The organism is Flavobacterium psychrotrophum (assembly GCF_003403075.1).
GTDB classification, from domain to species: Bacteria; Bacteroidota; Bacteroidia; order Flavobacteriales; family Flavobacteriaceae; genus Flavobacterium; species Flavobacterium psychrotrophum.
In genome coordinates, this window is the sequence record NZ_CP031557.1 from 154,744 (window position 1) to 179,670 (window position 24,927).

General features: G+C 38.8%; 20 protein-coding genes, 1 tRNA gene and 1 pseudogene. 16 read left to right on the forward strand and 6 right to left on the reverse strand.

Annotated features, from left to right (window positions below; genetic code table 11):
- Positions 1-18: 18 nt before the first annotated feature.
- The 5 genes from porN (at position 19) to DYH63_RS00715 (ending at position 6,454) form a co-directional block, all read left to right on the forward strand.
- Entirely contained in the window at positions 19-936 is a 918-nt protein-coding gene (gene porN / locus DYH63_RS00695) for a type IX secretion system ring subunit PorN/GldN (RefSeq protein WP_116786971.1), read from the forward strand.
- 178 nt (positions 937-1,114) lie between these two features.
- Positions 1,115-3,898: an FIDD domain-containing protein gene (locus DYH63_RS00700; RefSeq protein WP_162926873.1), complete on the forward strand. Its 2,784-nt coding sequence runs from the start codon at positions 1,115-1,117 to the stop codon at positions 3,896-3,898.
- Entirely contained in the window at positions 3,835-4,437 is a 603-nt protein-coding gene (locus DYH63_RS00705; protein WP_116786973.1) for a T9SS type B sorting domain-containing protein, read from the forward strand. The genes DYH63_RS00700 and DYH63_RS00705 overlap by 64 nt, the downstream gene beginning before the upstream one ends.
- Positions 4,438-4,636: 199 nt before the next feature.
- Positions 4,637-4,939 (forward strand): hypothetical protein, encoded by a 303-nt coding sequence (locus tag DYH63_RS00710; RefSeq protein ID WP_116786974.1) that lies wholly within the window; start codon positions 4,637-4,639, stop codon positions 4,937-4,939.
- Positions 4,940-5,077: 138 nt separating this feature from the next.
- Positions 5,078-6,454: a sigma-54-dependent transcriptional regulator gene (locus tag DYH63_RS00715; protein ID WP_116786975.1), complete on the forward strand. Its 1,377-nt coding sequence runs from the start codon at positions 5,078-5,080 to the stop codon at positions 6,452-6,454.
- Here the strand turns inward: DYH63_RS00715 and DYH63_RS00720 are convergent, their stop codons facing one another.
- Together DYH63_RS00720 and DYH63_RS00725 are read right to left on the reverse strand one after the other, a co-directional pair.
- On the reverse strand, positions 6,455-8,845 hold the full coding sequence (locus tag DYH63_RS00720; protein WP_116786976.1) for a hybrid sensor histidine kinase/response regulator: 2,391 nt from the start codon (positions 8,843-8,845) through the stop codon (positions 6,455-6,457). It abuts the gene before it with no gap.
- An 85-nt stretch (positions 8,846-8,930) separates the two neighbouring features.
- Positions 8,931-9,275, reverse strand: a complete 345-nt coding sequence (locus DYH63_RS00725) for a helix-turn-helix domain-containing protein (protein ID WP_116786977.1) — start codon at positions 9,273-9,275, stop codon at positions 8,931-8,933.
- A 384-nt stretch (positions 9,276-9,659) separates the two neighbouring features.
- On the opposite strand from DYH63_RS00725, the gene DYH63_RS00730 reads away from it, so the two are divergent.
- Complete coding sequence (locus DYH63_RS00730) at positions 9,660-10,001, forward strand: hypothetical protein (protein ID WP_162926874.1); 342 nt, start codon at positions 9,660-9,662, stop codon at positions 9,999-10,001.
- A gap of 34 nt (positions 10,002-10,035) precedes the next feature.
- Here DYH63_RS00730 and DYH63_RS00735 read toward each other — a convergent pair whose 3' ends face one another.
- Positions 10,036-11,178 carry an acyl-CoA dehydrogenase gene (locus DYH63_RS00735; protein ID WP_116790704.1) on the reverse strand — a complete coding sequence of 381 codons (1,143 nt, stop codon included), beginning with the start codon at positions 11,176-11,178 and terminating at the stop codon, positions 10,036-10,038.
- Positions 11,179-11,264: 86 nt separating this feature from the next.
- On the opposite strand from DYH63_RS00735, the pseudogene DYH63_RS00740 reads away from it, so the two are divergent.
- Positions 11,265-12,339: pseudogene (locus tag DYH63_RS00740) on the forward strand (anhydro-N-acetylmuramic acid kinase).
- Here the strand turns inward: DYH63_RS00740 and DYH63_RS00745 are convergent.
- Positions 12,334-13,005: a response regulator gene (locus DYH63_RS00745; RefSeq protein ID WP_116786979.1), complete on the reverse strand. Its 672-nt coding sequence runs from the start codon at positions 13,003-13,005 to the stop codon at positions 12,334-12,336. The pseudogene DYH63_RS00740 and the gene DYH63_RS00745 sit on opposite strands and share 6 nt — an antisense overlap.
- A gap of 169 nt (positions 13,006-13,174) precedes the next feature.
- Here DYH63_RS00745 and DYH63_RS00750 point away from each other — a divergent pair, with 169 nt between their 5' ends.
- The 9 genes from DYH63_RS00750 (at position 13,175) to DYH63_RS00785 (ending at position 21,553) form a co-directional block, all read left to right on the forward strand.
- Complete coding sequence (locus DYH63_RS00750) at positions 13,175-13,939, forward strand: LytR/AlgR family response regulator transcription factor (RefSeq protein ID WP_162926875.1); 765 nt, start codon at positions 13,175-13,177, stop codon at positions 13,937-13,939.
- Between the two features lie 214 nt (positions 13,940-14,153).
- Positions 14,154-14,309: a hypothetical protein gene (locus tag DYH63_RS21195; protein WP_162926876.1), complete on the forward strand. Its 156-nt coding sequence runs from the start codon at positions 14,154-14,156 to the stop codon at positions 14,307-14,309.
- A 97-nt stretch (positions 14,310-14,406) separates the two neighbouring features.
- Positions 14,407-16,395, forward strand: coding sequence for an ATP-binding protein (locus DYH63_RS00755; protein ID WP_116786981.1), 1,989 nt, complete (start codon positions 14,407-14,409; stop codon positions 16,393-16,395).
- 59 nt (positions 16,396-16,454) lie between these two features.
- Positions 16,455-17,681: a Glu/Leu/Phe/Val dehydrogenase dimerization domain-containing protein gene (locus DYH63_RS00760; RefSeq protein WP_116790705.1), complete on the forward strand. Its 1,227-nt coding sequence runs from the start codon at positions 16,455-16,457 to the stop codon at positions 17,679-17,681.
- 53 nt (positions 17,682-17,734) lie between these two features.
- Positions 17,735-18,949: a bifunctional folylpolyglutamate synthase/dihydrofolate synthase gene (locus DYH63_RS00765; RefSeq protein ID WP_116786982.1), complete on the forward strand. Its 1,215-nt coding sequence runs from the start codon at positions 17,735-17,737 to the stop codon at positions 18,947-18,949.
- An 84-nt stretch (positions 18,950-19,033) separates the two neighbouring features.
- Positions 19,034-19,111, forward strand: a tRNA-Val gene (locus tag DYH63_RS00770).
- A gap of 270 nt (positions 19,112-19,381) precedes the next feature.
- Positions 19,382-20,734: a site-specific integrase gene (locus DYH63_RS00775; protein WP_116786983.1), complete on the forward strand. Its 1,353-nt coding sequence runs from the start codon at positions 19,382-19,384 to the stop codon at positions 20,732-20,734.
- Positions 20,735-20,898: 164 nt separating this feature from the next.
- Complete coding sequence (locus tag DYH63_RS00780; protein WP_116786984.1) at positions 20,899-21,216, forward strand: type II toxin-antitoxin system HigB family toxin; 318 nt, start codon at positions 20,899-20,901, stop codon at positions 21,214-21,216.
- Positions 21,194-21,553, forward strand: a complete 360-nt coding sequence (locus tag DYH63_RS00785; protein ID WP_116786985.1) for a helix-turn-helix domain-containing protein — start codon at positions 21,194-21,196, stop codon at positions 21,551-21,553. Before DYH63_RS00780 ends, DYH63_RS00785 begins: the two co-directional genes overlap by 23 nt.
- Before the next feature lie 211 nt (positions 21,554-21,764).
- Here the strand turns inward: DYH63_RS00785 and DYH63_RS00790 are convergent, their stop codons facing one another.
- A complete protein-coding gene (locus tag DYH63_RS00790; RefSeq protein ID WP_116786986.1) occupies positions 21,765-22,223 on the reverse strand; it encodes an SUKH-3 domain-containing protein in 459 nt (152 codons plus the stop codon).
- A 19-nt stretch (positions 22,224-22,242) separates the two neighbouring features.
- A complete protein-coding gene (locus DYH63_RS00795; RefSeq protein ID WP_162926877.1) occupies positions 22,243-24,843 on the reverse strand; it encodes a YwqJ-related putative deaminase in 2,601 nt (866 codons plus the stop codon).
- Positions 24,844-24,927 lie beyond the last annotated feature (84 nt).

Sequence of the window (24,927 nt, forward strand, 5' to 3'; positions counted from 1 at the left end):
ATTTGAAAGTATAGACAAATGAGTAGGAAGTTTTTTTCATTAGCTATTTTATTTAGCCTTTTTGCTACGGCAGGTTTTGCGCAGTCAAATCTTTTGAATGCCAAAACGCCAAGCGAAATTGGTAAAAAGACGGCAGCACAGGACTCGTTAGATAATGATAATCCGCTTCCTTACGGTTATGTAGGCGACAGGGATATACTATTAGGCAGGAAAGTATGGGAAGTTATTGACCTTAATCAAAGGATTAACTACCCAATGTATTTTCCGGTTGACCAGAATATTGGTCCTGACAGGAGGCCTCTTTATGATGTTCTAGTAAGTGCTATACGTGAAGGTAAAATAACTGAAGTATATGATGACAGTTATTTCATTACGAAGAAAAGTCTTAAAGATATTGAATCTTCATTAGCTAAAATAGATACTACTAATGCAGGTATTGATGAGATGAACTCTGATATTAAGGCTTATAAAAGTGGTAAAAAGAAAATTAGTGAGGAATTCGTAGTAAGAACTGATATTAAAGCTATTGATGTTTCAGGATACGAAGTATTAGGTTACTGGTATTTTGATAAGCGTCAGGGAGAACTTAAATATAGGATGCTTGGCATAGCTCCAATTGTTCCGGATGTGTTTACCATGGGTAAATCTGAGGAAGAAAAAGAGTATATCAGGATATTCTGGGTTTATTTCCCGGCTGCACGTCAGGTACTTCACAAAGCAAAAGCATTTAATGAAAAGAATTCTGCGATGCCTATTACTTTTGATCACCTTCTTAATTCAAGACGTTTTACTGGTAATATTATCAGGGAAGAGAACGTTTACGGAGACAGAGATATTGAAAAATACCTGAAAGAGAAGTCGCAAATGCAGCTTCTTGAGGCCGAAAGGATTAAAGAAAAAATACGTAATTTTGAGCAGGATATGTGGAATTACTAATTCCATTCTGTAAAGGATATAGAGAGCTAACTGAAAAGTTAGCTCTTTTTTTATATAAAAGTTTTTAATTTACTGATATATATAAATTTTTTTGACAACTTTGCAAATGTTTTCCGCCACCAAATATAATGCTCATTTTATCGTTTTATTTGAAATGCTTATCATTAATTAATTGGTAGTGAAAACATTATCGTTTTTTTTTCGTGTTTCGTTTGTTCGGTTAGCGCTGCTTTTATCAACTGCGCTGTTGCCTTTTACTGTGCGTGCCCAGTTGGCAGATTTTACTTTGGCGGTAAATATTACCGATGAAACCTGTGCGGGGAATGGTACCATGACTTTTTCTGTAAACAATACCACACCAGGGTCACGTGTAGAATACAATGTTTATCTTCATCCTGATCTTACTACTCCGGTAGTTTCTACAACAAATACTTTTGTAGACGGGCGTGCTGCAGGGCATTATACGGTTATTGCACTACAAACCCTGGGGAGTGAAAGCAATACGGCTACAGCTGAATTTGATATAAATTTTAGTGAAGGCCCTCCACTGGATTATACTATAATTAAAGAGTCGGAAAATTGTAGTGCAGGTAACAGGATTACCATAGTTACTACAAATGGTACAGCTACTTTGTATGAAATTATTTCGGGGCCTGTAACCGCGGCACCACAAACATCTAATGTATTTACCGGCCTTGTAGACGGTATTTATCTAATACGCGTTTACGACCTGTGTAATCAGGGCATATCAAGAACCTATACGGCAGAGTTTGATCCAGATCCACCTGTATTTTCTGCTCCGGTGGTTCAGGAGCAGCTTACGGGAAATTGCAATAGTGTTACTCTTGAAAATACAATGTCCTATCCGCCGGGAACTATTATTAGCTACCCGATTACGGTAACTTATACAATTCATCCTTCAGACGGTTCGCCCGATATTGTGAGCACACAGGTTTTTAATGACGGCCAGCCCGCTTTGGCAACATTTAGCCATACATTTAATGCCCCTCCGGGTGTTACTTACACCTACACTATCAATATTGTTAATACGTGCGGTAATACGTTTACAACTTCTGCCGCTACATTTAACCCTGTTCCGCAAGTGAGCCTTACAAGACAGGATATTCCTTGCGGGGAGTTTTATTTAAATCTTAATGCTTCGGGTTACCATCCTCCCTATACAATTAACTTTTCTGCTCCACCGGCAGGATTTGACCCTGTAAGATTTAATGCCGGATACCCTGGCCCATTTACAGTGCCTACTGTGCCTTTTGGAGGTAACGTACAACCGGTGCCCGAAGGTACTTATACGGTAACTATTACAGATGATTGTAACCGTACGAGCGAACCCTTTACCCTTAAGCTTGAGCATGAGGAGATAGTGCCTGTTGCTGCCGGCTTTAATGATGGCTGTTTTGCAAATACGGGCCGTATTATTGTAAGTGTGCCAAAACGCAAAATTGTTTCTGCTATAATTACTGTTGCCCCGGCGGGCTATGTGCCGGCACTTCCACATAATGTTTCATCAATGATAAACAGCGCTGGCATATTGGTTGTTAACAATGTGCCGCTGGGCGATTATGTAATAACCATAACGGATGAATGTGGTGCCGTATATCCAAATGTTGCTGTTAACGTCCCGGCTTTTACACCTAAGGGCTTCGAGGCAAATGCTCTTGCAGACTGTACCATCGGTGTAGGTTCTGTTACGGTAAGCAGTGGCAATGGCAAGTTGGCTACTATGTCGCTCGTTGCAGCACCTTCTGGCTATTCTGGCGTATTGCCGCAGGATGTTAGTGCCAGAATTGATGCCACATCAGGAAAATTGTTTATGGATGGGCTTCCGCAGGGCGATTACACTTTTTCCGGTACTGATATTTGCGGAGTGTCCGGGCAGGTAAATGTTACCATTACGGGTTATACACCTTCGGCGGGATTGTCATTTACCTATGTTGCGCAATGCAATTCTTTTGATATAGACCTTAGGGATACTGATACATCAGCAGCAATACCCACATATTGGCTGCAAAAACAAAATCCTGATGTTCCCGGAGAATGGGGGCATCCGGAAACGGGTATTGCCTATACAGAAGGTAGCCAGCCAAATGACACAAACGCTGTTGCATTACTAAATGATGCCGTAAATTATAATTTCCACTATTTCGGAGTATTCAGGGTGCTTAAAGTTTTTACCAGTGTTGGGGCAGGGCAGGCTGCAAAAATATGCGCCATACCCATGGATGATACCTTTGAATATTATTATGATGTAACAATTAATAACGCCTATAAGTTGGGGTGCAGCAATAATCCTAATGACGTGTATATAGATGCAACCGGCCTGGCGCCACTTCATTACTTTATAGTAGATCAGGTAACAGATGCTGTTGTGTTTGATAACGGCAATAATCCCATTTTTAGCAACCTGGCTCCGGGAGTATACAAGTTTAAGGTAGAAAATACCTGTAGGGAATTTAAAACATTAGTTAGAGATATTTCTATGCTGCCAGATCTTGTAGATTCTGGTACACCGTCTAATTTGCCATTTTGTGTGCAGCCTGCAGATTCATTATATAAAGAAATTGATCTTAGACAGCAGGATGCTTCGATACTAAATGGAGCTAGCCCAAGGGTATATAGCATAACTTATTTTCTTACAGCTACAGATGCTGAAGCTAATAGTAATGCTATAGATGACCCTGAGCATTTTGTTAATACATCAAATCCGCAAACCATATATGTCCGTATGGAGCATATGCTAATAAATGTTTGTCATGATATACAATCTTTTTTAGTAGAGGTGGGGCACAGGCCATCTCTAAATGTAGCGCAACAACAGTTTTTATGCGAAGAAGAAGGTTCGCTTACTCTTACTGCCGGTTCTGGCTTTGATGGCTATCTATGGCTTCCGGGGGAGAAGTTACAGAAAGTATTACGGTTACTAAACCGGGAGCTTATACATTGATTGTAACTTCAAATACAACTATAGCATCGTGTCCTGCCCAGGTAGAGATAATTGTAAGGCCCGTAGGACCTCCGGAAATTATTTCGATTGATACTTTTGACTGGACAGAAGACAATAACGGATTTACCGTTAATATTAATAATCCGGAGATGTATGAATATTCTATAGATAATATTCTTTTTCAGGAAAGTAACACATTTACGGGCCTTCCTACTGGTATTTATACCGTTTATGTGCGCGACAGGCAACAATGCAGTACAGTAGATGCAAGAGTTGCATTGCTTTACTATCCTAAATATTTTACCCCAAACGGTGACGGTTATAATGAAACATGGCGCATAGAATATTCCTGGTTTGAAATTGGCATGATGACCTATATTTATGACCGTTATGGCAAACTAATAACAAGCCTTGCACCAAATAGCCCCGGATGGGATGGTACTCTTAATGGGCATAGGTTGCCGGCCACAGATTACTGGTTTGTTGTAAACCGTCAGGATGGGCGCATTTACAGGGGACACTTCTCATTACTTCGATAAATTTCAATAACAGATTTCATTATAATGTGGAATTCTACAATTAAAAGTGTGGAATTCTACATTCTGTGTATTATTGTTTGCATGGCGTCTGTTTGTTTAAATGCTTGATTTATAGTGGTTTTTCACCTTTTTAACTTGTGGTTTTGTTTTTGGCTCGATTTTGTATCTATACTTATCAAATCGACTAATAAAATACAACATGAAAAAATTAATTATAGCAGCACTATTACTTGGAGGTTTATCATCAGTAAGTGCATCTGTAGTAAGAAATAATGAAAATCCTGTAACTATAGAAAAACAGGAAAAGGTATATTCTAAGATTGCAACTGATAAAGTACCTGTTGCAGTGCTAAAAGAAATTAGTGAAAAGTATGAAGGATACAATGTATCTGCCGCTTACGCATCTGAAGATAGTGATTATAAACTGGAGCTTGCTAAAGAAAGTACTGTTGTAACAGTTTATTATAATGCCAAAGGCGAATTTATAAAAGAGAAGAAATAGCGATTAAGAATATAGTAAGGTGATTTGAAGAATTTAATTCTTCGACATAAGGAGACGGGAGCGTCTCCTTTTGTTTTTTATTAACATTTTAAAATAAGCTTTTCACTTACATTTGCATATATTATCTTATATCCCCTGATGAATCCGAAAATCCTTGTTGTTGATGATGATACCGCTTTTTGCGTAATGCTTAAAACTTTTTTACAAAAAAAAGGTTTTGATGTGGTAAATGCATTTAGTGGGGCACAGGCTATTGAGCAGCTCAAAGAGGCAGCATTTGATGTAATGCTTACCGATATACGCCTGCCGGACAGCGACGGACTGCAACTTCTTAAATATATCAGGGAAAATTCGCTAAATGCAAGTGTTATCCTCATGACGGGATATACTGATATAAAAGCGGCAGTTAATGCGATGAAACTCGGCGCTTTTGATTATGTAGGAAAACCTATAAATCCTGATGAAATACTGCACATAGTAGGACTCGCGTTAGCTAAAAAACAGGAAAAAGATAGTAATGGTACAGCAGTACCGGTTACAACAACTAAAGCACAGGTTAAGGCACCGGCAAAATCTACGGTTAAATCATCTTTTGTAAAAGGTGCCAGCCCTATATCTACAGAGCTGCATGAGCATATTGCCCTTGTGGCGCCCACAAACATGTCTGTGCTTATTATAGGCGACAGCGGTACAGGAAAAGAACACATAGCAAAATCTATACACGACTTAAGCAAGCGTGCATCTAAGCCTTACATAGCTGTAGATTGTGGCGCTATACCAAAAGAGCTTGCCTCCAGCGAATTCTTTGGTCATATTAAAGGTTCTTTTACAGGAGCTGTTAATGATAAGACAGGGCACTTTGAAGCTGCAAATGGCGGTACATTGTTTCTGGATGAAGTAGGGAATCTTTCTTACGAAGTGCAGGTGCAATTGCTTCGTGCACTACAGGAGCGAAAAATAAAACCTGTAGGCAGTAACCATGAGGTTAATGTAGATATACGTGTAGTGGCTGCTACTAATGAAGATCTTGCTGAAGCTGTAAAACGCGGCGATTTTAGAGAGGACCTTTACCACAGGCTTAATGAGTTTTGCATACGTGTACCACGCCTTGCAGAGCGCAGGCAGGATATTATGATGTTTGCAAATCATTTTCTTGAAACCGCAAATAATGACCTTGAAAAAGAGATTTCTGGTTTTAGCAGTGATGTAGTACAGCTTTTTAAAAGCTATGACTGGCCCGGTAACCTGCGCGAAATGAAGAATACCATTAAACGTGCCGTACTTTTAGAACGCTCAGATATTATAACTATTGAAGTACTCCCTCAGGAAATGCGTGAACCCGCACAACCGGTAACCCAGGCAGATGAGTTTGGCTACATAAGAGGCAATGAGGAAGAGGCTATAAAAAAAGCACTTGAAAAAGCAAACTATAATAAATCTAAGGCGGCAAAGCTGTTAGATATAGATCGTAAAACGCTTTATAATAAGCTTAAGTTGTACAATATAGACCTTTAATCAGGCAATTTCTTTTTGTAATAAATTACAAAGTTCACTCATTTTTTCGCAAATCTTTTTGCAATAGTCCAGCAGGACAGTAGAGGTAAGGTTTAGTGTTCCTTCTTCCAGTGGCAAAAGCAGTTCGGCAATGCTGCACACTTCCATCTGCCGCAGCATGGGTATCATTTTGTGTGCTATGCGTGCCAGCCTGTCATCGTCATTATCCCTGGCTGCCTGTAGTAATTCTTCGCAATTTTCCACTGCACTTTCTGTAAAGGTTTCGATAATGATGCGCAAAGATTCAGGATCATTTTGTGTAAACTGCGAAAGGCTTTGTAAGTCATAAAGTCTGCTATCAATCTCCTCACTAGCCATATCTGTTAAAAAATCATCTTTTCTGTTAGCAATAATTGCAGATAAGGCTGCCATGTTTACAGGCTTTGGCTGGTGGGCAGTAAATCCTTTTTCAATATAATAACTATCATCAAGATCGCGCCTGCCAGATAAGGCTATAACGGTCATCTCTGCTATACGGTTATTTTTATGACTGCGTATGTTTTGCACTAAGGTAAAACCATTCATTACCGGCATCTGGATATCGGTTAGCAATACATCAAAATCTGCCAGTTCTAAAAGGCTTATAACATTTGGTGCATGTGCTTCGATGGTAACTACAGCACCATTGTTTCGTAATAATTCTTTCATGAGTAGGGCATGGGTGGTATCATCATCAACTACCAGGATTTTTTTACCTTTGATAGATGCAGCAACCTTTGGCTGTGTAACATCTTCTGCGAGCTCTCTTGCTGCAATGCACGGTATTGTAATGGTAAAGATAGATCCCTGCCCTTCCTGGCTTTCAAGTATAATGGTGCCACCAAGCATCCCCATAATACCTTTGCTTATAGTAAGGCCCAGGCCGGTACCTCCAAATCTTTTTTCAATGCCACTGTGCGCTTGTGTAAACTCTTTAAAAACATTTTCGTGCTTATCTGGCGCAATACCTATACCGGTATCCAGTACAGATATACTTATGTCGAATCCATCTATTTTTGCCGTAACTTCTACAGATCCTTCTCCGGTAAACTTTATGGCATTACTTATCAGGTTAGTTAATACCTGCTTAATACGGTAAGGGTCAGAAATGTAGTTTCGGTCTAAAACTTCTTCTACATCCCAGTTTAGTTCTATGCCTTTATTCTCTGCCATGGGCTGTAATGCGCTACAGGCGGTTTCAATGGTATGCTTTACATTAAAAGGTATTTGTTCTATAGTAATCCTGTTGTTTTCGAGACGCGAAAAATCAAGCAGGTCATTAACCAGTTTCATGATATAATCTGCAGATTCGCGAATGTTTGCCAGATAATGCTTTTGGTTTTCAGATACCCCCGATTCTTTTAGCAGGTCATGAAACCCAAAGATACTGCCCAGTGGGGTTTGCAGGTCGTGCGTTACGGTAGCCATAAGCATACTGCGGGTGCGCAGCAGCTGTTCGTTTTCTTTATTAAGCACTTCGAGCCTGCGGCGGTAGTTCTGGTTTATGCCCAGGTCGCGTATAATAATAGTTGCAAGTATAATGAGGCATATAAGGGTAATTGCGCCTACCCAGGCTACTTTGCTAACGGTATTGTTTAGCGTATTTTGTGTTTTTGCAACCTCGTTATATGATTTTTGTATAAAATCGTTTTCTATAGAGGTAAGTATGGTGCGTAATTTATCTGATATGATCTGGTTTTCCTGTAGCAGTTTTTGCTCTTTGTGGTATAGTTCTATTGCCAGTCGCTTGTTTTTATAACTTACGCCTTTTAGTGCACTTTTAAAGGCTTGGGTAAGCGAATCGTTGCTTACAGGCAGCTTACTCAGGGAGTCCATTTGTTTTGGTGTAAGGATTGATTTTACATCCTCATTCCAGTCATATTTTTTTGTAATCTTTACAGGCTTGGTTTTTTGCCAAACCTCCTCACGTGTACCATTTACAGAGGTTACGGCATCTGTAAAAAAGTCTTTTTTGTTATAGGCTTTATGAAAAGCACTTATCTCTGCAATACTATTCTTTTTTCGCTTTAAAAGTAGTTGTATGCTGTCAAACTTTTTTCTTTGTGATGGTTCTGTTTCAGATTTTATAGTGTCTAGCTGTGCCGCAATGCTGTCAGTAAGTTTATTGTACTGCCTTAGTTTTTTTTTATCTAAGGTAAGTATTGCTGTACGCCCCAGTGCTTCGGATGAATATAGCGCAGCAATGGTGTTGCTTACCCTTATTATTTTTGCGTTGTCTTCGGCAAGCTTATTTGGCCGGGATGCTTTAATTATCTCTGTATAAACAAACCAGGCAGAGAGTACCGCTGCGCAAATAATTAAGAGGTAACCTGTAATAACCTTGTATTTTACTGCCTTGTGTGTTTGTGCCATAGTATATAAAAGTAAGCATTTTGCTTAATATTTATAACGGTTGTTGCTATGGTTAAGTATAAAAAATGGGGCAATTGCCCCATTCTTAACTTCTAACTATAACCCTCAGGAAGTTAACTTCTTCTTTTAGGTGTTGTATCTCTGATCTGAGGCTTTCTACGAGTATATCGTATACCTCTTTGTTTGTCTGGCTAAGGCCGGCGTCAGAACCCTGTGCGCTTGTTTGCTCAATTACACCATTAAACAGGTACATAAGGTTTACATCAAGTATTCTAACGATTTTTAGAAGTTTAACAACGTTAAGCCTTCTGTCGTCTTTTTCAAGGCGTCCGTAGTTGCTCTGGGTAACATCTAACTGGATTGCCATGTTTTCCTGGGTAATTCCTTTTTCCTCCCGTAATTTCTTAATTCTTTGGCCGATTACATTCATAATATAATTTGTTTAGTTGTAGGATGCAGATTTAATATTTTATTATATCGTAATAATATTCATAACTCTTTTTTAAGAAATTTCGCTCTAACTTTATCATGACCGTAAAAAAATCACCCTTACTCAAAAATTATTGCCTTTTCTGTTACTAAAACTTTTGCCGCGACATATTGCGTAATGCTTCGCTTAATGCCGCTTTTCTTAAAAAAAAGTATTGAAGATTGTTATCTTTTGTAAAAATAGAAAACAATAAAAAGATTGATGATCTTTTCTATATTTTTCGATGAGTTGCGTTGTTTAATCGTTGAGATACAGGCGAAATGTAGATAAATAGTTAAGAATTGACAATTAAAAATTGATTACATTAAATAAATAGCAAAACACATGATGAAAGAAGTGCTTGTTTATGATAGCCAGCTTGGTTATTATGAAATGCTCAAGAGCAGGTTAAAGGAGGGTTTTAACTTTGTGCTCTTTACACGGGGAATGACAAAAATAGCAGAAGAGTTTGATGCTGTTTTATTTTTTCTTCACGAAGATATTGAACTTATAGACCTTTCAAGGCTATATAACGCTAAAGTACCTATTATAATAGGGTTGTCTAAAGACGTAGCCGAAGAAACCACACAAGGAAATATTTATACCTTAAACCTGCAGCAAACAAAAAAAGGGCTGATTAAAAGAGTTAGGATGTTACTCAAAAAACTGCGCGATATAGCTGCATAAAAACTAAAATTCCCGCTCTGTGGCGGGAATTTTTTTATTCTGAAAGGATAGCTCTTGATATTACAATTTTTTGTATTTCAGAGGTGCCCTCGTATATCTGTGTAATCTTGGCATCGCGCATAAGCCGCTCTACATGGTATTCTTTTACATAGCCATTACCGCCATGTACCTGTACCGCTTCTATGGTTACATCCATAGCAGTCTTACTTGCATATAGTTTTGCCATAGCGCCGCTTATATCATAGTTGTGGTGGTTGTCTTTATCCCAGGCTGCTTTAAGGCACAGGTGGCGCGATGCCTCTATGCTTACGGCCATATCTGCAAGTTTAAAGGCAATAGCCTGGTGTTCGCAAATTGGTTTGCCAAATGCTTTACGCTCTTTACTGTATTTAAGTGCCAGTTCATAAGCACCTGCTGCTATGCCCAGTGCCTGCGATGCAATACCTATGCGTCCGCCGGCAAGTGTTTTCATTGCAAACTTAAAGCCAAATCCATCTTCGCCTATACGGTTTTCTTTGGGTACTTTTACATCTGTAAACATTAAAGAGTGTGTGTCGCTGCCACGTATGCCCAGCTTTTGCTCTTTAGCGCCTATTTCAAAGCCCGGCATGCCTTTTTCTACAATAAGCGCATTGATGCCTTTATGGCGCAGTTCGGTATGTGTTTGTGCTATTACAAGATACACATCGGCAGTGCTGCCGTTTGTAATCCAGTTTTTAGTGCCGTTAAGCAGGTAATGGTCACCCATATCTACGGCTGTGGTTTTTTGAGATGTAGCATCAGAACCCGCTTCAGGCTCGCTAAGGCAAAATGCGCCTATAACTTCGCCGGTTGCAAGGCGTGTAAGATATTTTTGCTTTTGCTCTTCAGTACCAAACGTTTGAAGGCCCCAGCATACAAGAGAATTGTTTACAGACATTACTACAGATGCCGATGCGTCTATCTTACTTATTTCTTCCATAGCCAGTACATAAGAAATAGTGTCTAGGCCGCTGCCTCCATATTTGGGATCTACCATCATGCCGAGAAAGCCCAGCTCGCCCATTTTTTTTATCTGCTCATGCGGAAATTGCTGTTTTTCGTCACGCTCTATAACGCCGGGCAGTAATTCCTGCTGTGCAAAATCACGCGCGGCTTGTTGTATCATCAGATGCTCTTCGGTTAGTTGAAAATCCATAATTTTTAAATTACTTTTTTGTTTTATTCTGCCCAAATGTAATTATTTAATGGTAATAATTCAAAACTAAATGGTAATTTTAGCCCATGACAGAGAAAAACTATAACGTTTTAGGTGTTATGTCGGGCACGTCGCTTGATGGGGTAGATGTGGCATACGTTTCATTATCAGAAAATCAGGGGGTGTGGGCTTATGAAATTCATGAAGCCGAAACCATACCCTACAGCGATGAATGGGTAGCAGAACTAAAAATTGCGGTTACTTACAGTAATGCCCAACTCCAAAATCTTAATCAGCGTTACACTGTATTGCTGGCAGATATTATAAATAAGTTTATAAAAAAGTACGATATACAGGATCTTGATGCGGTTTGCTCTCACGGGCATACAATACTGCACCAGCCTCATAATGGTATTACATTACAAATAGGTAACTTGCCAAAAATTGCACAGCTTACCGGCCAAAGGGTGGTATGCGATTTTAGGGTAGAAGATGTAAAAATGGGGGGCAGGGCGCACCACTTGTACCCATAGGCGACCGCATGTTGTTTGCAGGCTATAAATTTTGCCTCAACCTTGGGGCTTTAGTAATATTTCTTTTGAAGATAATGATACTAGAATCGCCTTTGATATTTGTGCTGTAAACACGGTACTTAATTTTTATGCAAACAGGCTTGGCTATCCGTATGATGATGGAGGTAAGATAGCGCAGGGGGGGAGCATAAACCCCATGCTGCTTGAAAAGCTAGATGATTTACAATATTACAAACAACCGTGGCCAAAGTCGTTAGGGTTTGAATATGTAAAACAAACATTACTGCCATTAATTGAAGAGTATAATATACAAACGGAAGATAAGCTGCGCACCTTTACCCGGCACGTTGCACGCCAGATAGCTAATGTTGTAAAACAGGCAGGACAAAACGGCCAGCTTTTAGTTACGGGCGGCGGTGCTTATAACAACTATCTCATAAAAAGTATGTCAAATTTATTACCGGACACAACTATTGTTGTGCCCGATGATAATACCATACAATATAAGGAAGCTCTTATTTTTGCTTTACTAGGGGTTTTAAAACTGCGCGGTAATGATAATGTGCTGGGCAGCGTTACCGGAGCACCACATAATCATAGCGCAGGCCTGGTTTATACACCGCTATAATATACCCATTTTTTTTACTGCTTCAATAAGGTCGTTGTCATCGGCATTTTTTTTGCCGTCGAGTATAAGTGTTTTTATGTGGGCTATGCGTTTTTCTATAGCATTTATAGATAGCGGTACATAGTTAGGTATGTTTTGTGTAGGTATACCTTCATGAAGGCGCATCAGTATCTGTCGGTCATAATTGTCCAGCTTGTAATTATCAAGCGTACGGTCTTTTAGCGACTTGAGTATTTTGTGGCTGTAATGCATTTTGCCAGAGAAGATGATCTTGAAAGCCTTTAAAAACTCGTCAATGTCAATGTCGCTTTTGCATAATATGCCCTGCGGGTCTGTGGCTTCTATAAGTCTTTCTATCAGTGATGCCTCGCTGTGCATGGTTAGAAATATAATAGTGCACGAAGGAGATGTCTTTCTTAATAGCATACCCAGATCCAGACCGGAAAATATTTTTTGGTCAGGATACGGCGGCAGGCTAAGATCCAGATATGCAATATCAGGAGTAGTTACGGGGTTAGTAATAATGTTGTAAGCTTCTTCACAGCTTAAGGCTTTGTTGAACTGAAGGTCATATCCTTCAAAACTTTCTTCCGAAAGTACGTTTATATAGCCGTTCACGGTCATTGGATGATCGTCAACTATTAGTATTTTTAAGGTCTTATCCATTTTTGGGGAAACAAATAATAATCGCAATGCTTTAAAAAAAATGCGTTACCGTAAAATTACTAAATTTTAATTATTTAATTTGCTAATTCTTACCACTAAATAGTAGATCGCCGTATTTGTGCAATATTCTTACGTAATTATCAGTGACGATACATCAATTTCCAGGGAATTGCTTCAGCAAGTTGAAGATTTTCCGGAGTATTATTGTATTGGTACTGCTGAAACCAGGGAGAAGGCTATAGATACTATTCTTTCGAACCAACCTGAACTTGTTTTTTTAATGCTGGGAAAAAGCTCAAAGAGCGATATAACACTTAGTATTATAACAGAGCTTTACCGTTTTATAAATGAGCTACCGTATTTTGTAATAATTTCAGAGACAGATAAATATGCTTATGAAGCATTGAAGACCGGAGTGTTTGATTATATAATAAGCCCGGTAGCCCTTACAGAACTGCGGCGTACACTGCTAAAATTTCAAAAGGTAATACCGCTTAGCGGGGGCATAGTGCCCCAAATTGTTGAGAATGTGCAGGAGTTACAGGAAAAACCAGAATCTGAGCGTCCGGCGGCCGATGTGTCAAAATCTGATGTGGATATACAAATTTGTATTAAATCTTATGGCGATTACCAGTTTATAGCTTTAAAAGACGTTGTATATTTGCAGGCAGATAATAATACAACAGATTTTCATCTATATAATGGTAAGAAGCTTACAGCATATAAGACGCTGAAGCATTATGAAAATAATTTACCCTCTTTTTTTTACCGCATACACAACAGTTATATAGTAAACAGTAATTACGTGTCGCGCATTAATACAGGTAAGTCCTTATGTTACCTTAATAATAATGATGTTTCTGTGTCTTTTTCAAAAACATTCAAGGATAACATAGATACTATTATCCGGAAAATAGCTCCGGAATATATTTAATAATTAATTTTTTGAAAGGGTTTTTTAAGATACCCTTTACATCGGTCGAGTTACTCGTATGCGGGGGTATTTCACTAAAACCCGTATAAATCATGGTGTCCGGAATGTTTTTGTGTAGTAGTTTTGCTTCAGAAACAAACGGTAAACGTCTGGTTCTGACAACTAAAAATTAAATATAAAATTACATTCAACAATTTTCTAAAGAATTACTACCATGAAAAAAATTATCCTTACACTTGCCCTTCTTGCTACAGTTTCAACAACTCTTGTTTCTTGTACAGCAGATGATATTCAGACTAACGAAACAGCAGGAAATTTTCAGCTTGAAGATGGCGGCATCAAAACTCCACCAGTTACACCAAGACCGTAATTAGTTACATATAAAATTATTATTTTTGAGGGCAATAGTACAAATACTATTGCCCTCAAAAATTTTGAAATATATCCAACCATATTGTTTTATCATTTTGGCTATTTTATTTCTTGTCTCCTGTAATAAGGAAAAAGCAACAGGAACGCCGGGAGATAAACTTATAGAGCGGGCAGAAAATAAAGATCTGGACGGGCAAACGCGCACCGTTTATCTTGATTCTGCCTTTAGCCAGTTCAGGCTACAAAAAAATGATTCGATACTACGATATTCACTCCGCAGGCTTGCAGTAAGTTATTTTGATATTGGTAATTATGATAAATCTATCGAGGTAAGTAATGAGGTATTGCGGCTTGCAACACTTGCAGGCGATTCATTAAGTATGGGAAAGGCAAATTATTTTGCAGGCCTTTCATATTATCAGGAAGGTACTGTAGATAAGGCGCTACGTCATTTTAGAGACGCAGAGAAGGTGCTGAGGCCGTTAAACAATCGCGATCTTGGTTCTTTACTACTTTATAAGGCTTATGTTTTTCATGATGTAGGCGAGTATGTTTTGTGTGAGTCTGAAGCGTTTATGGCACTCGCCGTACTAGAAAAACATAACGATAACTACCAGGTGTTTCAATGCCTGGTAGTTATAGCGCTTGCACTAAATGAGCAGGATAATACAGTAGAGGCTATTAAATATTACCAGGAAGCGCTAAAGCAAATAGAAAAATTAAAGGGAGATGGCTATGCTCCTGAATTTATAGAGTCTTTAAGTATTTCATGTTATAGTAATATTGGCCTTGTGTATGCAAAGGAGCGGGAGTATGATAAGGCTATAGAGCAATACAATATTGCCCTTAAGAGCGATGTTGTGCGCGAAAATCATTACTGGAAAAGTAAAATACTAAATAATCTTGCTCTTGCTAAGTTTAAAAAAGGTGATGATAATGGTGTAAAAGGGATGTTTTTTGAAGCGCTAAAACTAAGCGATAGTCTTGATAATAAACAGGAACTGGTAGCCAGCAACCTTAATATAGGTGTGTATTATGCAAGTAAAAAAGATACCGCCAGTGCTATTAATTATCTTGGAAAGGCTTATAAAAAAGCTAAAGAAATAAATAGCAATTCAGACAAACTGAACGCCCTGAAAGAATTAATATCAATAGATAGTAAAAATAGTACTGCTTATTCTAAACAATACATAAAGCTAAATGACAGCCTGGAAAAGGCAACGCTCCAAAACCGGAATAAATTTGCCCGTATAGAGTATGAAACAAACCAGTTGCGTGATGAAAAAGATGCGCTGGCCAAAAAAAATAGTTTTATAATAGGTATATCTGTACTGGTGCTGCTTTTTGTGGCGGCAATTTTTATAATCTATTATCTTAACTCCCGAAATAAAGAGCTGTTGCATGTTCAGGAACAGCAAAAAGCGAGTGAAGAAATTTATCAGCTCATGTTTGAGCAGCAAAGCCGTATAGAAAGTGCCCGTTCTGAAGAAAAGAACCGTATTGCGATGGAGCTTCATGATGGCATATTAAATAACATTTATGCGGTAAGGCTCAACCTTGAATTTAGTAACCGTAAGACGGATGAAGAATCTGTAGTAAAGCGAAAAGGTTTTATAAAAGAACTGCAGGTGGTAGAGTCAGAAATACGTTCTGTATCACACGACCTTAGCCGAAGCGCACAGTTTGTGCAAGGTAAAGACTTTACGGCAATGCTTGAATTTATGGTTAATACCCAGAAAAATAACTTTGATACAGAGTTTGAAATTTCGATAGATCCAAATTTAGACTGGGATGAAATTCCTAATACATATAAAGTAAACATTTACCGTATTGTACAAGAAGCATTACAAAACGTAAATAAATACTCTAAGGCCAGCCATGCTCATGTAAATGTATATGTAGAGGGCAGGCAGCTTGTGGTAACAGTTCGCGACAATGGGGTAGGATTTGATATTAAAAAGGCTGCCGGAGGCATAGGTCTTAAAAATCTCAGGAAGCGTTCTGAAGCATTAAACGGGTTGCTGGAAATAGACTCTGAAGAAGGAAAAGGCGCATTAGTAAAAGTACAGTTTGCTTTGCGTTGAAAAATAAAAATACTCTGAGTATGTTTACTATATTTGTGCCCTCAAACAAAAACAACGAAATGAAAGAACTGCTTAAAAAATTTGAAGATAAGCAGCCTGAAATAGTGTTTAACTGGAAAGACAGTGAAACAGAAGCTGAAGGCTGGGCGGTAATAAATTCTTTAAGAGGCGGGGCTGCAGGAGGTGGTACCCGTATGCGCAAAGGTCTTGATATGAATGAAGTTTTGTCATTGGCAAAAACCATGGAAGTAAAATTTACTGTTTCTGGTCCTGCCATTGGCGGTGCTAAATCCGGTATAAACTTTGATCCTAACGACCCTCGTAAAAAAGGCGTGCTACAGCGCTGGTACAAAGCCGTTTCTCCTTTGCTTAAAAGTTATTATGGAACGGGTGGCGACCTTAATGTAGACGAGATACATGAGGTAATACCAATGACTGAAGAGTGTGGTGTATGGCACCCGCAGGAAGGTGTGTTTACCGGACACTTTAAGCCAACAGAGGCTGATAAAATAAACCGTATAGGGCAATTGCGTCAAGGTGTTGTTAAGGTAATAGAAAATCCCGCTTTTTCGCCGGATGTAAATAAAAAATATACGGTTGCAGATATGATTACCGGTTATGGTGTTGCAGAAGCTGTAGGCCATTATTACAATATTTACGGAGGTAGTATAAAAGGCAAGAGGGCTATAATACAAGGTTTTGGAAACGTAGGTTCTGCGGCGGCATATTACCTTGCAGGTATGGGCGCTAAAATTGTAGGGATCATAGACCGTGAAGGTGGGCTTTTAAATAAAGACGGCTTTAGCTTTGAAGAAATAAAACAATTTTTTCTTGATAAAGAAGGTAATCAGCTAATAGCAAAAAACATGATACCTTTTGCTGAACTTGATGCACAGGTATGGAGTGTAGGGGCAGAAATTTTTGCACCCTGCGCGGCATCAAGACTGGTTAAAAAAGATCAGGTAGAAAGTATGGTAGCTGCCGGGCTTGAGGTTATAAGCTGTGGTGCAAACGTGCCTTTTGCAGATAAAGAAATATTCTTTGGCCCGATTATGGAAGCAACAGACGAAAAAGTAAGCCTTATACCAGACTTTATTTCTAACTGTGGTATGGCAAGGGTTTTTGCTTACTTTATGGAGAAAAAGGTTTCTATGACTGATGAGGCTGTGTTTAAAGATGCCAGCGATATTATAAAAAATGCACTGCAAAATGTATACAATACAAACAGCAGTAAAACCGGAATAAGCAATACTGCTTTTGAAATTGCACTAAGGCAGCTGGTTTAAAAAAAATATAGTAGTATTGGGGCTGTTTTATACAGCCCCTTTTTTTATTTTATATGGATTATAAGCAAACAACAGAGTGGATGTTTAACCAGTTACCCATGTATCAGCTACAGGGTGCATCTGCTTATAAAAAAGACCTTACAAATACACTTTTACTCGCAAGGCATTTGGGCAACCCGGAGCGTAAAATAAAGGCTATACACATAGCAGGTACTAATGGTAAAGGTAGTACAAGCAGTATGCTGGCAAGTATACTGCAAGAGGCAGGTTATAAAACAGGTTTGTATACATCTCCACACCTTAAAGATTTTAGGGAACGTATAAAAATTAACGGTGAAGATATCTCTGAAGATTTTGTTGTACGATTTGTAAACAGTAATAAGGCTTTTTTTGAGGCGAATGACCTTAGTTTTTTTGAAATGACCGTAGGGCTTGCATTCGATTATTTTGTGCAGGAAGGCGTAGATATTGCGGTTATAGAAACCGGTATGGGCGGCAGACTTGACAGTACAAATATTATAACGCCGTTACTTTCGGTTATTACAAATATAGGCCTGGACCATACAGCTTTTTTGGGTAACACCCTTGCGGCCATTGCAGAAGAAAAAGCCGGGATAATAAAACCCGGAGTACCTGTAGTGGTGGGAGAATATAATGATGAAACGAAGCCGGTTTTTGAAGTTAAAGCTGCAATGTGCAATGCACCTTTGTTTTTTGCTTCAGATGCTGTTTTTAACGATTATCCTGTAGCTCTTAAGGGCGATTACCAAAAACACAATATTAAGACTGTTTTGCAGTCGGTTGCGATTTTAAGGAAGCAGCTTGTCATTAGTGAAGATGCTGTAAAAGCAGGGCTTCTAAACGTGGTAAAAAATAGCGGATTGCGTGGGCGCTGGGAGCAGCTACAGGAAAATCCTGTTGTGGTAACAGACACTGCACACAATAGCCATGGGTTGAAACCGGTGCTTGAGCAGGTAATGGCACAGCCTTATAAAACACTTCGTTTTGTTTTGGGTGTAGTAAATGATAAAAACCTGGATGAAATTTTGCCGCTCTTTCCAAAAGATGCCGTGTATTATTTTTCGAAACCAAATGTGCCAAGGGGTCTGGATGCAGCTATATTAGAAGAAAATGGAAAAAAATATGGCTTAAGCGGAAAAATATTTCCATCCATTTCAGATGCTTATCGCGCTGCGATTCAGGATGCTGCGCCAGATGATTTTATATATGTGGGGGGGAGTACATTTGTTGTGGCAGAAATTTTATAGTAGAATGCTTGCAAATATTAAAAACTGTGCTATCTTTGCACTCGCAATACGGAACTAATAACAACAACGTAAAGCAACCCGAAAGGGCGATTAGCTCAGCTGGTTCAGAGCACCTCGTTTACACCGAGGGGGTCGGGGGTTCGAACCCCTCATCGCCCACCACAATTCAGCTTTATATCATTATAAAGTACATTAAAACAATGAAAACCTGCAAGTTACGGCTTTGCAGGTTTTTTATTTTTACCCCTGCACCATCAAAATTTTCAAAAATACACAAAGTTTTTGTGGCAAATCTGTGGCAATTTCAAATTGCAAAAAAAATTGCCACAAAATATGCTTTAAGTTTTTGATTATCAACAGGTAAAGCTGCTTAACGACTTGATTTGAAAGCACTATAATTCGACATTTATTAATTTTAAAAACGTTGAATTTATGTTAGAGAACAGTTTCGGAATTACCTTCTTCTTGAAGAGTTCCACAAAAGGCACAAAAGAAAGGTATGTTTACCTGAGAATTACAGTAGATGGTGTACCCAAAGAAACATCTACAAAACGGAAATGGGAAGTTGAACGTTGGAGCCAAAGAACAGAACGCGCTACCGGAACCAGAGAAGATGCGAAAGTCTTAAACTTCTTCCTGGATGCATTGTATATGAAAATCCAGCAGTTTAAAAGTGAGCTCATGTTAGCCGGGCATCCAATTACAACACAAAAAATTATGGATTTTATATTAGGCAAAAACCTCACAAAGGCAACGGTCGTCCAGGAATTCCAAAAACACAATGATGAACTTTTAGCATTAGTGAAAAAAGGCGAGTATGCAATCGGTACGCATGTGCGGTTTGAGATAGCCAAGAAACATGTCAAAGAGTACCTGCGTTACAAATACAATGTAGCAGATATGGATTTCCATGAACTCAATTTTGAATTTGTAAAGGATTATGAATTTTACTTAAAGACGGTTAAGAATATTAGCCACAATACTGCGGTAAAGTATATTACTAACTTTAAGAAGATTGTATTGCTAGCCATTGACAAGGAAATCATTACGGCTGACCCTTTCAAACGTTTTAAAGCAAAAAAAATCAAGGTGCCCAAAAAGCCACTGAGCAGTTATGAACTTGCTCAACTGGAAAACCACACCTTTTCTACGCCACGCCTTTCTACCGTGCGGGATATCTTCGTATTTCAGTGCTACACAGGATTGGCGTATATTGATGCCTTTAACCTGAAAAAATCCGATATTAAGTCGGGTATAGATGGGGAAATGTGGATTATTACCGAAAGGCAAAAAACAGGTAGTAGTATAAATGTACCACTCCTGCCGAAAGCGAAAGCCGTAATGGAACGTTACAAAGACCACCCACTTTGCTTACAGAGAAATTCTGTGTTGCCGGTAACCTCCAACCAAAAGATGAACGCTTATTTAAAGGAGATAGCTGACCTGTGCGGCATCGAAAGCACCTTGAACACCCATAAGGCCAGGCGTACCTTCGGAAGCACCGTAACGCTCAATAATGACGTTCCTATCCATGTGGTGAAAGAATTGTTGGGACACCAGTCGGTAAAGCAGACCGAGGAATATGCCATAACCGAACAGCAGTCTGTCGGCAGGGAAATGAAGCAGTTGCAGTTAAGGCTAAACCAAAAAACAGAATTCCCGGATGACCCTATAGCGGCCAATGTTTTAAAGATGCAGAAGGAAATTATCTCGCTGAGAAAACAATTAGGAGTTGTAAATGAGCCTAACTCTGAAATCAAAAGTGTTCTCAGGATATGTAAATAAGATTTTGCTCATTATAATTGTTGCCACACTGCGGCAACAATTATAATGAGCTTTTAATCAGAGAAATAAGTTGTCTCATCAGTGATGAGACAATTACAAATCGGAACTTAAAATTAAATCAAACAACTATGTAACCAAATTGGTAACATTGTAATATATTTGCAATGAGAATAATTGCTGTAAAAACGTTAAAAGAATTCTGGGAGCAATTTCCGGATTCAGAAAGGCCACTGCAATATTGGTATAAGGATGTGGCGGCTGCTGAGTGGAATAACCCAAACGAACTAAAAGGGCAGTTTGGAAATGCCTCAATACTGACAAACAAAAGGGTTGTTTTTAATATACATGGCAACACCTACCGGTTGATCGTAGATATTGAATACCGTTTGAAGATAGTACTTCTAGTCTGGTTAGGGACACACAAATATTACAATAAGATTAATGCAAAAGAGATTAGCTATGTTAAGACTGATAAAAAATGATACGCAACATCAAGATACCCTTGCGCGTATCTACGAATTGATGCAACTCGATTTACAACCGGATACAGAAGAATCTGATGAACTGGAAATTCTTTCAATGCTGGTGAAAAAATATGAAGATGAACACTATCCCGTTCCCGAACCCACCCCTATTGAAGCAATAAAATACAGGATGGAGCAATTAAATATTTCTGATGCTGAGCTTTCTGAAATATTAGGTGCGCGTTCACGCAAATCTGAAATCCTGTCCGGGAAGAGAAAGCTTAGCCTTTCCATGATACGGGCGTTAAAAGAAAGATTGAATATATCTGCGGATATATTGATACAGCTTCACTAAAATTATTAAGTATTTGATTATGATTGAATTATAATTGTCGCCGCAGTGCGGCGACAATTTATTTTTAACGGTATCGATTCTGCTATCAAACGTACATGAAATTTGTGAAGATTAGTATTGTATCGAGACATATGAGTTTGAGTAACGGTCAAATAGAAAAACAGCCATTACGGCTGCTTTAGTCGAATTCAAGACAAACTATTAACATGTTTTAATATTCATCTACCCATTTCTTTGATTCCGGATCCCACTGTAGAGTATTGCTAAAGTCTTCTAAAATTACTTTTTCAACACCGGTTTTAAAATCATTTGAAAGCAAACATGGAAAGTCCCCGGAAAGATAAACCCTTCCGTTTCCATCACATTCCAGAGCGGCAGAATCCAGATGGTAATCCCCTATGGGAAAGGTGAAAATATTTCCGTAATACCTGCTTTTGTTTATGTAATTTTCAATCGGATATATGCCTTTCGTTAATGCTTTAAAATCCAATACTCCTTCAGAAAAGGTAGTTAATGTTTTGACTTCCAGATCGCCATACTCATACAGAAATTCCTTTAAGAATAATGGTAATTTATCGAAGCCTTTTACCTTATCAAACGCCTGCTTTACGTTCCTGCCTTCAAACCAACCCGCCTTTTTAAATTGGTCCTGTACTTCTTTTTTAAACATATTTTTCCTATTTTGATTATTATTTAATCTCAACTATTTTAAAATAATGGAGCATTGGGTTACATGATTCGCAGGCCTTTTTACTTAAGCCATGAATCAGCTTATCGGCTTCGCCATTATGAATTCGCATAGCCTTAATTTTTGTTTTACTTAAAAACTCCCTTGCTTGTGTTATATTCATGCTATTAGCTTTTAGGCCCAGCTGCTTTTCAGCTTCAAATAAAAATTCTGATATGCAAACGGGTTCAGCGCATTTTCCATGTGTTGGCCTTCTTATAAGCCTGCCATTATCTATATCTTTAGCAATCTCTGTTAGCCATTCCTGTACTAATTTATGCCTCCCTCCAACTATTTTACTCTTTGGCACCCCTTTAGATGTATAACTAATTACCTGATAAATTTTGTTATTGATCGGACCTTCTAAAACTGCTACAGCGCCCGGTCTTACTAAATCATCTTTCCATTTTGTTAATGCCTCATCTGCATATTCTTTTAGAAAGATAGCCATTTGTTTTTTCTTTAAGAAAATTTTTGGCTCACTATTTTTAGCTCTTTTTTTCCTTATTCCACCAGATCCTTCATCGAGTTCGGCCCTTTTTTCCAAATCGTCAAGGAAGTTGTCCTTTTCATCATCAGTGAGCTTACGCGATATTCCCTGTTCCTCATCAACGATAATCTCATCTAATTTTTGCTCTAACCTGGCGAGGTCCTCTTCTTTTTCAACAAGTTTACGCGCAGATTTTTTTAGCCCTGCTTTGATACTTGCTGTGATAACTCCCACCAACGAGGCCATTTCTAACCAGAACATATATTCACAAAAAGCCTGCCCATCTTCAGAATCTTCTGCCCCGGCAAGTTTTATTATAGCACTCGCCGCCCCGCCACTAATCTCTGCAATTGCGCCGATGGCCCTCAAAATGGTGAAACTGCGGATGACACCCGCTGATAGTTCAGCTATAGTCCCTACACCACTGGCTATTGCAATAGCATCCAGTGCGTACGCACCGCCTGTTACTACATTGCTCCAAAACTGTTTATCACGGTTAGCGAGCAGCATAAAAGCAGGTATAATAGTGTCCAGCTTTAATTCAGCTTCCTGTTTGTCGAGGTTCTTAAGGTAAACAGGATGAAAAGGGTGGTACCAAAAATACTCAATAATTTCTTCTGTTTTTTCACCCGTTTTTGATGCGGAAGCCACCGTATGGTATTTCCCGGTTCCATAGGCCACCTGCAAGAGGCGTTCTTTTTGCGGCGTAGCTTCAAAAGTAGCCTTTGCGTTGCTAAAATAAAAGCCAAGCCATTTTTCAGATTCATACGGTAACATTAGCGGGCCATCTGTTGCTGCAAATTCTTTATTTGCTTTTGGATCCGGATTTACAAAGCGCGATGCACGCCATGCGGTATTTACCATCTGTATAAATTTATCGCCATTGTCACCGTGGATCCTGTCGTAGAGATACTCTAACAATAACTTGCCTTTTTCATCCACTTTTTTAGCAAGCCGTTCAATAAATTTAGTTTGCTGACCTTCCTTTTGTAATATCGTTTCGAGCAATTTTATAAAAATGTTCTCCTCAGCAATTCCCAGCTTATTGGTCAGACTGTTTCTGCGAATACCCTCGTTCACTAGCATCCAAAGCACATCAGTACTCAATTCTACCGCTACCTCGGCAGGCAGGTAATTAAGAATCTTCATGGCGTCGAGATAGTACATACGGGAGTTATTGCTTACAAGCCGCTCCACAGGGCGCAATATCTGATCCCGGAACTGACTTCTGAAGGTGTCTCTTAAGACATTATCTTCCGATGATGAAAGGCTAAAGCCTTCTTTGAAAAGCGTTGTATTTAAAAATGACAGCAGCCCACCGATACTGCCAAATTTAATTATAAGGGCACAATCTGAATCCGCTATACCAAAGGAAGGCTGATATCCTTTTTTATGGAATACATACCTTAAAGTAAATGTAGTTGTGGCTAGGTCCGCCTCCATCAGAGGTATAAGCCACATAACACCCGGAATATCGGATTTTTTAAGCGTTACCTTCCTGTCCGACCTATAAAAGATTGCGTCTGTATATCCAAGTATGTTTACAATGTTAGCAAACAATGTTTTTTCATTCGCAAACAGGTATTCGTACTCTCCGCTTTCAATATCTTTAATATATTGTTCCTGATCGTTTATGTCAATTGTATCTGGAAATGTGATTATTTCATCCAAGATTTCCGAAATATAGACTACCCTGTTTTTCGACTTATCGTAGACGTATGCATCATACTGGAAAACAACCGGGTAATCTACAAGTTGCGCAATAGGAGGATTTTCTATTTGCTCAGTGTAAAGGTTGAAGTAGTCATTCGTTTGAGTTTGTACAAAATATTTCCTCGTATTAACGGTTTCTAAAACGTAGATGTGTGTTGGGTTAAAGTCGTCAAAAATATAGGAGAGCCTACGATACGTTGCAGTATCATAATCAAAGATTTCATTTGTTACAAGATAGTTCTCTCCACCATCTTCCAGATAGTTTAATTGCACCTCACTGGATGGCTGTACGTTTTTATTGGCTATTTCCGAGCGCCGGTTTAAGCGCAGGAATTCAATGAGATTACTGATAGCTCCCATTATGTAGTTTTTATCAAATATCTGGTGTAATGGAAAATTATTCGAAAAGCACCTTGTAAAAAAGGTTACAACCGAATTAATTAA